The organism is Roseivirga echinicomitans, assembly GCF_001592935.1.
Lineage (GTDB): Bacteria > Bacteroidota > Bacteroidia > Cytophagales > Cyclobacteriaceae > Roseivirga > Roseivirga echinicomitans.
The window spans coordinates 167160-178743 of record NZ_LRDB01000001.1 but is presented as its reverse complement, the minus strand read 5'-3'; the positions used below and the strand labels follow the sequence as shown (position 1 = coordinate 178743).

The 11584-nt window shown below is 40.2% G+C and carries 8 protein-coding genes; 6 read left to right on the top strand and 2 right to left on the bottom strand.

Features of this window, described 5'->3' with window-relative positions:
• The first annotated feature begins 178 nt into the window (after positions 1–178).
• Positions 179–1663, top strand: coding sequence for a trypsin-like peptidase domain-containing protein (locus AWN68_RS00835; RefSeq protein ID WP_068410120.1), 1485 nt, complete (start codon positions 179–181; stop codon positions 1661–1663).
• Between the two features lie 45 nt (positions 1664–1708).
• On the opposite strand, the gene dnaA is transcribed toward AWN68_RS00835, so the two are convergent.
• Complete coding sequence (dnaA, locus tag AWN68_RS00830) at positions 1709–3124, bottom strand: chromosomal replication initiator protein DnaA (protein ID WP_068410119.1); 1416 nt, start codon at positions 3122–3124, stop codon at positions 1709–1711.
• 267 nt (positions 3125–3391) lie between these two features.
• Between dnaA and AWN68_RS00825 the strand changes: the two genes are divergently transcribed.
• The 5 genes from AWN68_RS00825 (at position 3392) to AWN68_RS00805 (ending at position 10174) form a co-directional block, all read left to right on the top strand.
• Complete coding sequence (locus AWN68_RS00825) at positions 3392–4528, top strand: methylmalonyl-CoA mutase family protein (RefSeq protein WP_068410118.1); 1137 nt, start codon at positions 3392–3394, stop codon at positions 4526–4528.
• Between the two features lie 9 nt (positions 4529–4537).
• Positions 4538–6655 carry a methylmalonyl-CoA mutase gene (gene scpA / locus AWN68_RS00820; protein WP_068410117.1) on the top strand — a complete coding sequence of 706 codons (2118 nt, stop codon included), beginning with the start codon at positions 4538–4540 and terminating at the stop codon, positions 6653–6655.
• 84 nt (positions 6656–6739) lie between these two features.
• Complete coding sequence (locus tag AWN68_RS00815; RefSeq protein WP_068410116.1) at positions 6740–7864, top strand: hypothetical protein; 1125 nt, start codon at positions 6740–6742, stop codon at positions 7862–7864.
• 465 nt (positions 7865–8329) lie between these two features.
• Entirely contained in the window at positions 8330–9196 is an 867-nt protein-coding gene (locus AWN68_RS00810; protein ID WP_068410114.1) for an oxidoreductase, read from the top strand.
• Between the two features lie 60 nt (positions 9197–9256).
• Positions 9257–10174, top strand: coding sequence for a helix-turn-helix domain-containing protein (locus AWN68_RS00805; protein ID WP_068410113.1), 918 nt, complete (start codon positions 9257–9259; stop codon positions 10172–10174).
• A 545-nt stretch (positions 10175–10719) separates the two neighbouring features.
• Here AWN68_RS00805 and AWN68_RS00800 read toward each other — a convergent pair.
• A complete protein-coding gene (locus AWN68_RS00800; protein WP_068410110.1) occupies positions 10720–11571 on the bottom strand; it encodes a hypothetical protein in 852 nt (283 codons plus the stop codon).
• Positions 11572–11584 lie beyond the last annotated feature (13 nt).

Below are 11584 nucleotides of genomic sequence, written 5' to 3'. Positions count from 1 at the left end.
AAATCTAATAATCTCGATAGAATCTGTATTGGCTTTTAACCTTAATTAACAATGGACAGATTACCAACAATATCTGTGTTACGTATGTTTGAATAGTGTAAAGAGAATTCAGCCTGAATTACATTCTGCTCTCTTACATTTTTCGAATTTAGATAAAATAAATATTTAGGATACAGATATGAAAAGCGCAGCAAAGATGATTCTTCTGGCTTTTGTGGCCGGACTGGCCGGAGCCTTTGTTTTCCAACAATACTTGAGCCCAACTCAAGTAAATGAAATTATAAGAGAAGTGCCCGCCAATTTCAGGCAGGCGAGTTATACCGATGACCGATCGAATGATGAAATGACGAATCGGCCATTTGAAGCCCCAGCAGACTTTAGAACGGCTGCCGATAAATCGATTCGTAGTGTAGTCTACATTAAGAACTTACAGCGCAACAGAAGAAGCATGTCTTTCTATGATTACATCTATGGGCGTGAAGGGGCTGGTTCCGAAGTGGCCATTGGCTCTGGTTCTGGCGTGATTTATTCCAAGGATGGCTACATCATTACGAACAATCACGTGATTAAAGGGGCCGATGAAATTGAGGTAATGCACGAAAAAAGAACCTACCGCGCTACGCTTGTAGGTACAGACCCTAACCTTGATCTAGCAGTACTGAAAATTGATGCAAAAGACTTACCAGCAGTAGAAATTGGAAAGAGTTCTGATGTAAGAATAGGAGATTGGGTATTGGCCGTGGGCAATCCCTTTAATTTAACTTCTACTGTAACAGCCGGAATCGTAAGTGCGATTGGTAGCGAAACGGCAGCCTTAAGAGAAAACTTTCCCCTAGAACTTTATATCCAAACCGATGCCGCCATTAACCCAGGGAATAGCGGGGGCGCTTTGGTCAATACGGATGGTGAATTGGTAGGCATTAACTCTTCTATTATTTCTAAAACAGGTTCTTATGCAGGCTATGGTTTTGCAGTGCCTTCCGATATTGTGGTGAAAGCGGTGGAAGATTTGAAAAAGTACAAGTATGTGCAAAAAGCCTATACGGGTGCAGATGTAGCTGAAATCAATGAAGAACTAGCGAAACGAGAGAACCTAAAAGATTTAAAGGGAGTATTTGTTCAGTCCATTAAAAGGGAAAGTGCAGCAGATATGGCTGGACTTGAGGCGGGAGATGTAATCCTTAGTTTGAATGGAAGACATATCAATAGCAAATCTACGTTTGATGAATTACTTACTTATATGTCACCAGGGGATAAGGTGTTGGTAGAGTACAGAAGAAATCAGCGAGTAGCAGAAACCTACGTAACCTTGGAAAACGTTTTGGGGAATACGGATATCCTGGACAGCCAATCTGGGCTTAATGAAGAGGACATTCATTTCTCTGATTTTCTGGGTGCCGAAATGAGAAAACTCACCCAATTGGAACTGGAAAAGAATGGTTTAAAATATGGAGTGAAGGTGACCAAAATTAACAAGGACACAGGTTTTATGAGAAAGCTCAGTGATATTAAAGAAGGAGATATTATTGTAGCCATTAACCAAAAATGGGCAGGTGATCCAACAGCAGTCGCCAATTATCTAGAGCGCTATTCAGGAAGAATTCAATTGGATATTCTCGATGCTAAAGGAAGGCAGAATACACTGAGGTATAGGTTCCAATAATCATTTATTGAAGGGGTAATAAAAAAGGGGCTTTAAGCCCCTTTTTTATACTGATTTCATTCTCATTTTCTTCTTGAGTTCGTCCATGCTATGGCAGAACTTGGTGTCAATCTCAATCATATCACTGACAGATTGCACTGCGTGAATTACGGTAGAGTGATCGCGACCACCAAAATGGTAACCAATAGATTTTAATGAGTGGTTTGTATATTCTTTGCACAAGTACATCGCTACTTGTCTAGCAATTACAATCTCTTTTTTTCGCGTTTTATCCTTCAAGTCTTCCACACTAATCTGGAAGTATTCACCCACGGATTTTTGGATGTAATCAACACCCACTTCCGACTCAATGTCGTGAACAATGTTCTTCAGTGTTTGCTTGGCCAGTTCTAAATTGATTTCAGCTTTGTTTAGCGTTGCATGGGCAATTAGAGAAATCAAAACACCCTCTAATTCACGCACGTTGGTATCAACACTGTAGGCTAAATATTCTACTACATCATCAGGAATATAAATCCCATCCGATTCCATTTTTCTGGAGATAATGGCAATTCTGGTTTCAAAATCAGGCATCTGCAAATCTGCCGTAAGCCCCCATTTGAACCTCGATAGCAATCGGTCCTGCAAGCCTTTCAAATCTCTTGGCGGCCTGTCGCTCGACATAATGATTTGCTTTCCGCTTTGATGCAAATGATTGAAAATATGGAAGAACATTTCCTGCGTTTTCTCTTTGCCCGAGAAGAACTGCACATCATCTATAATCAAAGTATCTACTTGTAGGTAGAAGTTGGTAAAGCTCTGGATGCTATTGTTCTTAATCGCATCCGTAAACTGGGTCGTAAATTTTTCAGAAGACACATAAAGCACAAAATGCTTTTTATCATCTCTCCTAATTTTATTTCCAATGGACTGAATCAAGTGGGTTTTCCCCAAACCTACACCGCCATAAACCATCAGTGGATTAAAAGAAGTAACGCCCGGCTTTTCGGCTACGGCAATACCCGCAGATCTCGCCAAACGGTTACAGTCTCCCTCAATATAATTTTCGAAATCGTAATTTGGGTTGAGGTTAGAGTGCCTAAACTCTTCCTCTACAGAAGGCATGTCAAAGGGGCTATGAATTTTTGCCGGCTTGTCTTGCTCCCATTTATTTTTTGGTGTTTGGTTTGGAAGCGTAACGGAGTAAGCTTGATTCTGAGCACTTCCACTGTCCACAATGACAGAATATTCAAGTCGGCCTTGTGGGCCAAGTTCAGTATGAATCACTTGCCTAAGTAGTTGAACATAATGCTCTTCTAAATACTCGTAAAAAAACTGGCTAGGCACCTGAATTGTAAGAATACCTTCGTGCAGTTTGAGCGGAACAATAGGTTCAAACCAAGTTTTGAAACTCTGGTCGCCTACCTGGCTCCTAATAAATCGGAGACAGTCTTCCCAAACCGATACGCAATCTTTCACCATCAATTGATTAAGCAAACTGGATAAAAAATCCCCAAGTGATTTTTGGGGGACGACAAAAATGATAAAAATAAGACGAACATGAAAGGCGAATTCATAAGAGAGGTGAAAATAATTTGGCCGTTAAAACTTGCCCTGTAAGCTATGTGCCTCAGTGCCTGTTGAATGGCACATCACGGCATCAAAATCCAGTTTATTAAAGTCGAATTTCACTTTAAATCAGCATGGCGATTTGAAATCCCTTATTTTCGTGTCATAAACTGAAGGAGTATGGAGCAAAGACTTTTCGATGACTTTAAAAAGCCAGAATCTAAGGCTTGGCAGAACCAAATCATTAAAGAACTAAAGGGCAAACCCATTGAAGAACTCAATTGGAAAATTGCTGGTGTGGAGGGGAAACCTTTTTACACTGAAGAAGATTTACCGAGCTCTTTGCCTCAATTACAAATTCCAAATCATCAGGCGGAAGCTTTGGGAGTCAGAAACTGGGTCAACTACCAAGTGATTGCAGTGGAGACAGAAAAAGAGGCCAACGAAATGGCGCTTTTGGCCCTGAATAGTGGCGCGACAGGAATCTTCTTTCACTTAAAAGCAATTCCAAACTTCGATCTGCTCCTCAAAGACCTGCTGCTCAATTACTGCCATATTGGATTGGAGATAGAAAATGGAGCTCAATCATTGACGAGTTCATTCGAAGCTTATATTCATTCAAAAGGAATTGATGAAAATGAAGTGAGAGGCTTTATTCGTTCCAACGAGCCGCCTTTTTTAAGTAAGCTGCCCAATTTCAGGTTTTTCCTTTCAGAAGAGAAAAACGAAAATGCCAATCTAGGCCTAGCTGTTCTTCTTGCCAAAACCATCGATATTGTTGATGCCAAAACTAACACGACTGAAGAGGTTCAAGCTTGGTTTAAGCAATTACAGTTTAACCTCAATGTAGGTGAATCTTACTTTTTAGAAATTGCCCGTCACCGTGCTTTAAGGATTCTGGTTGCGCAGCTCGCAAATTCATATGGCTTTGACTTGGCACTGAACGACATTCAAATTTCTTCAAGCTCTGGCCAATGGAATGAGCCTACGAAGGATGAATATAATTACCTGCTCCGGGCAACAACGGAAGCCATGACCGCCATTATCGGAGGGACAGACGCTGTGATCGTTCAACCTTTCCATCATTTGTTTCCGAAAAACCCAGCCCAAGGCGAGCGCATAGCAAGAAACATTTCTACAATTCTTAAAGACGAATCGTATTTGGACAAAACCCTCGACCCCTCTGCTGGTTCCTATTATATAGAATCACTGACTGCCCAATTGGTTGAAAAAACTTGGGCCATTCTTCAACAAATTGAAGAAAAAGGAGGGTTGAAAAACCTTTCTGAAAATGACATTAACGCTTTAGCCCTTTAATCCGAAATTATGAGACCGATATTAAAAACACTCAACATCTCGGCTGAAAGTACCCAAACTAAGGCTATCGAAAACTGGAAAACTGCAGAAGGAATTGAAGTGCCTTCAACTATTTCCTTTTCCGAAATTAAAGATGCCGAGCATTTGAAATTTGAAGCAGGAACTCCTCCTTACTTGAGAGGCCCATATGCTTCAATGTATACCCAACGTCCTTGGACCATCCGCCAATATGCTGGATTTTCTACAGCTGAAGAATCAAATGCTTTTTACAGAAGAAATTTAGCGGCAGGCCAAAAAGGATTGTCTGTGGCTTTTGATTTAGCGACCCATAGAGGTTATGATTCCGATCATCCACGTGTGGTGGGCGATGTGGGTAAAGCGGGCGTGGCCATTGATTCTATTTTGGACATGAAGCTGCTTTTCGATCAAATTCCGCTCGATAAAATGTCGGTTTCGATGACCATGAATGGAGCGGTATTGCCCATCATGGCTTTTTACATTGCTGCTGCAGAAGAACAAGGTGTGGCTAAAGAAGAACTAAGTGGAACCATTCAGAATGATATTCTGAAGGAATTTATGGTGCGGAACACCTATATCTATCCGCCCTTGCCTTCCATGAAAATCATTGGCGATATTTTCGAGTATTCGTCCAAAAACATGCCCCGATTTAACTCTATCAGTATTTCTGGGTACCACATGCACGAGGCGGGTGCGCCTGCTCATATCGAATTGGCCTATACATTGGCAGATGGTTTGGAGTACATTCGCACAGGCATTAACGCGGGTATGGATATTGATACCTTCGCCCCGCGTCTTTCTTTTTTCTGGGGAATTGGGATGAACCACTTTATGGAGATTGCTAAAATGCGTGCGGGTCGTTTGCTTTGGGCTAAAATCGTGAAGCAGTTCAATCCAAAGAACGAGAAATCAATGGCGTTAAGAACACACAGCCAAACTTCGGGTTGGAGTTTAACAGAGCAAGACCCTTTCAATAACGTTACTAGAACTTGTGTGGAAGCCATGGCTGCCGTGCTTGGTCATACGCAATCGCTTCACACCAACGCCTTAGACGAGGCAATAGCCCTGCCTACCGACTTCTCGGCCAAGATTGCCAGAAACACACAAATCTATCTTCAGCAAGAAACTGACATCACCAAAGTGGTTGATCCATGGGGCGGGTCTTATTATGTGGAATACCTTACCGAAGAGTTGGTGAAAAAGGCTTGGGAACTGATTGAAGAGGTGGAGGAGTTAGGCGGAATGGCCAAAGCCATTGAGCAAGGCCTTCCAAAAATGAAAATTGAAGAAGCCGCTGCCCGTAAACAAGCCCGAATTGATTCTGGGAAAGACATTATTGTAGGCGTAAACCAATACAAAGTGGACGAGGCTTTGGATTTCGATTTGCTGGAAGTAGACAATGCTTCAGTAAGGAAATCGCAATTAGAAAGATTGGCCTTTTTGAAAGACAACAGAGATACGGAAAAAGTGGAAGCAAGCTTAAAGGCATTAGAAGATGCCGCTCGCTCTGGCGAAGGCAATTTGCTCGAACTGGCGGTGGATGCCGCTAGGCTGAGGGCTTCTTTAGGGGAGATTTCTACAGCATTGGAAAATGTTTTTGGAAGACACAAAGCTGTGATCAGATCTATTTCTGGTGTATATTCAAACGAAGTGAAAGACAACGAAGACTTTAAAAAGGCCAGAGAGCTGGCGGATAAGTTTGCCAAAATGGATGGTCGAAGACCACGAATTATGGTGGCTAAAATGGGACAAGATGGCCACGACCGTGGTGCCAAAGTAATTGCTACCAGTTTTGCCGATTTAGGTTTTGATGTGGACATAGGACCACTTTTTCAAACCCCAGAAGAAACGGCACTGCAAGCAGCCGAAAACGATGTCCATATGATTGGCGCTTCGAGTTTGGCAGCGGGACATAAAACCTTAATTCCACAACTTATTGCTGAATTAAAGCGTCTAGGGCGTGAAGACATTATGGTAATTGCTGGCGGAGTTATTCCGCCTGCCGATTATGAATTCCTTAGAGAGGCTGGAGCTGCGGCTATTTTTGGCCCGGGTACTGTAATCGCCAAAGCCGCCCAGGAAATTCTCCTCAAGTTGATGGAAGAATAAACTGTTGGAAAAAAAAGGATTAAAGATTTTAACCAGAACTAAATATCAGATTTCTTTGTAACAATCAGGGATAAGCTTAGGTCAATGCAAATCATCGAGGTTAAGAACAAAAAGGATAGTAAGGATTTTCTGGATACCGCCAGAGTCATTTATAAGAATGATCCTGTATGGGTATGTCCGCTGGATCAAGAAATCAACAATATTTTTGATCCGAAAGAAAATGTCTTCTTTCAAAATGGGGAGGCTATCCGTTGGGTTTTCAAAGATGATCAAGGAAATCTGATTGGTAGAATTGCCGCTTTTATCAATGAGAATAAAGCCAATTTTGGTGCTCAACGTATTGGCGGTATTGGTTTTTTTGAGTCCGTCAATGATAAATCTGTAGCCTTTAAAATTTTTGATACGGCCAAAAAATGGTTGGTGGAAAGAAAAGTAAATACCATTCAAGGACCGATTAATTTTGGCGAAAACGATTCTTTCTGGGGACTGTTGGTAGAAGGGTTCACGCACCCATCGAACGGTATGGTGTACAACCCTCCTCATTACCGTGATTTTTTTGAAGCCTATGGTTTCGAAAAGAAAATGGAACAACTGACGAATCACCTGAACATAACGGATGGTTTGCCAGAACGCTTTGTGAAAATTGCGGAATACGCCATTTCAAAAAAAACCAACCTCACTTTAAAACCTTTAGATGCCAATAGGTTTGATGAATGTGCCGAAGATTTCATGGAAATCTATAATGCGGCTTGGGCACATCACGAAAACTTTACGCCCATTAAAAAAGAGTATGTAAAAGATACTTTCAAGAAAGTAAAGCCATTTTACGACCCTAATTACATCTGGTTCGCTTATGTTGATGGGCAACCTGCCAGTTTCGTTTTGGTGCTGCCCGATGTAAATCAAATCCTTAAGCACTTTAACGGCAAAATCAACCTTTGGAACAAGCTGCGTTTTGTGATGTTGAAGCGGAAAAAGACCATCACTAGACTTCGGGTTTGGGCGATGGGTACACATCCAAAATTCCAGAATACTGGATTAGAATCCGTTTTGGTTTACAAATGCTTTGAAGGTGCCATGAAAAGTCATTATGTAGAAGGCGAACTCTCTTGGGTAGGCGACTTCAATGATAAAATGATTGCTATTCATAAGGCCTTGGGCGCGGTACCGGGAAAGAAACACATCACTTACGAACTTGCGATTAAGTAGCTACTACTTTTTTGCTCGAACTGTACCTCCAACCGGTGAAAGTTCCGGTGCAAGCGTTGCGAACCTGCTCACGATTATCGGAGCGAAAGCCGCCTACCTGAAGCAATCTTGCGTATGAATAACCACAAAGGATCTAGCCTTTTATAAAGCCGCCTAACTTCAGTTACGCAGCATGTTAAATGCTAAAGAGACAATAAATATTGCTGTTCTATCAGTTAATTTCACTAAACTTATTGCTTGTTAAAAGGTGCGTATAGCACCCCATATTGGGGTGCTAACGCTCACTTTGTGACAATTATATATCGCTATACGCCACGTTTGTGATCGATAGCTAACGTTGTGCTTCATTTTAAAAGAACTCACGAAATAAGAAATATTTTCAGCTACAACAATAAAGGATTTGGATACATCGACCACAAATTACTCGGGTAAATTTGTCTCATTATTTAATTAAAAAAATAAAATATGAATTTATCAGGTAAAACAGCAATCGTAACAGGTTCAAACACAGGTATTGGATATGAAACCGCCTTGGACTTGTACAAAAAAGGAGCAAAAGTATATGTTGCTTGTCGTAATCAAGAAAAAGCACTTAATGCCATCCAAAGAATGAAGTCTGACGGAGGTACAGGTGAATTAGTTTATCAGCAGTTAGATTTGGCAAGTTTGAGTTCAGTGAAAGCTTTTGCGGAGAATGTGATACAAGCTGAATCAAGTCTTGATTTGTTGATTAACAACGCAGGAATTATGATTCCGCCACAATCAAAAACTGAAGATGGTTTTGAAACTCAGTTCGGTGTAAACTTCGTTGGTCATTTTGCCCTTACGGGTCATCTTTTTAAATTATTAGAATCAACAAAGGGTTCGAGAGTTGTCACATTAAGTAGTATTGCGCATAGAGGTGCAGTTATTGATTTTGATAATTTCCGATTAGAGAAAGAGTATAATAATTGGAGAGAGTACGGACAAAGCAAATTGGCAGATATTATTTTTGCGCTAGAATTTGACAAACGACTGAAACTGAATGGTAGTCAAATCAAATCTTTAGCTGCACACCCAGGGTTTAGTAAAACAGACTTGCAAGTACACATGGATAAAGAAATGCTCGCCTCTCTTGATTTAATGACTGCCAAAGAAGGCGCTCAACCTACATTAGCTGCTTGCTTACGTGAAGATGCAAAAGGAGGACAATATTGGGGACCAGATGGTCATAATGAACAAAAAGGGAAACCAGCTTTAGCAAAAATTGATGCAGTAGCTTTAGATGAAACCTTTAATGCTAAGCTATGGGATTGGGCTAAAGAAACAACAAAAGCAGATTTTCCTTTTTAAATAGTTTATGCAACTAAATTGTATGATAAAAAAGCGCTAATAACCCTAATACTATTATAAATGTCTATTCCAACAAGGTTAAAAACAATAAGCGAACTTCATCGATTCAACAACATATCTTCACCTAAACATCCATTGATTAGTCTGATAGATTATAGCGAAATAAAACCAACACCTATAAATAATAAATTGAAATGGGTGCAAGAATTTTATACGATTTCAGTAAAACGAAATGTTGTTGGTAAATATCGTTATGGTCAAGAATTGTATGATTTTGATGAAGGGTTAATGACTTTTTTCTCGCCAGAGCAAGTAATTTCAGTCAAATTGATTGAAGAAGATTTGAATAGTAAACCTTCAGGATGGATTTTAGCAATCCATCCTGATTTTCTATTTGGGACTTCTTTAGCAACAACTATAAAAAAGTATTCATTCTTGAGATATTCCGTTCGTGAGGCACTTTTTTTATCTGAAAAGGAAGAGAATACAATCTTTGAAATTCTTCAAAATATAAAAGGCGAATATCAAGCAAACCTTGACCAGTTCAGTCAACACATTATCATAAGTCAACTAGAATTATTACTTAACTATGCCGAAAGATTTTACCAGCGTCAATTTTTGACACGTAAAAAATCCAATCACCAAATATTGGGTAGATTTGAAAATCTATTGGAAGATTATTTTAAAAGGGATGGTGCTTTTGATAAAGGTTTGCCAACGGTTAAATATATTTCGCAAAACTTAAATCTTACGACAGATTATTTAAGTAGCATGCTTAAAAGTTTAACAGGACAAACAACACAACAGCTTATCCATAATAAAGTAATAGAAAAAGCTAAGATTAAGTTATCTACTACAAACTTATCGGTAAGCGAAATTGCGTATGAATTAGGGTTTGAACATTCACAATCATTCAACAAATTATTTAAATCGAAGACTAATCAAACACCATTGGAATTTCGAGCCTCATTTAATTAAAAAAACGAACGCACAACAATGTATATAAAAAATAGGTGAAACAGTTCTATGCTCAAGCGTTCGGGCTCGTATCAAACTTTGTATTTAACCGAAAGTTCCATGCTTCGAAAGCACCTACTTTTCATATACTAAACGTTGGCTGTAGCCTATAGCGAAGGAATGCCTTTTCAGGCAACCGAAGGCTCCGATGTTTCGGTCTGTCTGTTCAGGACAATAGCGGTTTTTAACTTATAGATTGCTTCGTCACCTTTCTTTGCTAGCGCAAGAAAGGTTTCTGCGCCAACGCTGAAGCTAAGTCGTAAGCGTTCGCAATGACGAAGCCGAAAGTTTTCACTCTTTTTTTTGCACCTGAAGCTTTCAAGGGTGGTTGTAGCTTATGGAGAATTTCATCTATGAATTATAGAATACGTTAAGCAATCTCAATCTTCTTTAGGGTACGGTCTGACCTTCGGTACCGACCGATTACAGAAGGGCCACTCTAAGGTCGGCACCGAAGGTCAGACCTGTATAAATTAACGAAAGAACCCGTCTGACTCTGAAATAGGTTAATACCCAAACCTATTTAAATAGGACTGATAGAAAGGAGCTAATCGATTCCCGTACCGAGTAATAAGACTTTGGTAGGCCGTAGCGGCATCGGCATATAAGCCTCGATTTTCAAGCATTATGGCTTTGGTCAATTCTGTAAGCATAGTACCCTCTTTAGGGAAAGTGCGTAGTGCTTGATCGAGCAATTCTTTATCAGGAGGAGAAAGTTTATCTAGAAAATAAACTCCAGTAGACCTTTTGCTATTCTTGGCAAATACTTCCACTCCAAATATGTCTTTAAACGCTAAGCTACCACTCAAAAGGTCAATGCTGAAATGGATGGAATCGACATTATGCGTTTCAAAAATTTGATCGTATTCGCTCCAAAACCTAACTTGATATTGATCCTGAATATCAGCCCAGTCCAGTTGGATATACCTTCCATAAACTTCCGTAGAAGAAGGAAAATTAAGGTGGAGGTCAACAAAACTGGATGGTTCTTTTACGTAATGGTTGGGTGGCCAAGCTTCTAAATTCCGTTTTGGGTGATAGAATTTTTCCCATTCGGTATAAATCAATTCTGAAGGAGGATAGAGTTCATTAAGATCAAGTGTGGCCATATTATACTGGCCTTCCAGTTCAATTTCTAACAATCGCCCTTCGCTGTCCATTAAAATGACCAAGCCGTTGGGGAGCACTTCGATTTGATCCTTTTTGCTCAGAGGCGTTCCGTTTTTTAGCTCAAAGTACCCTTTTTCCGTCTTTTTGTAGTTTTTTCCAGAAGACAGAATCACCCTGAAACCTTCTTGACCTTTGGCCAAGAAACCAAGCATAAGAAAAACGAAAATGAGGGAAAGGTGCCTGAACATTGATGCCAATTTA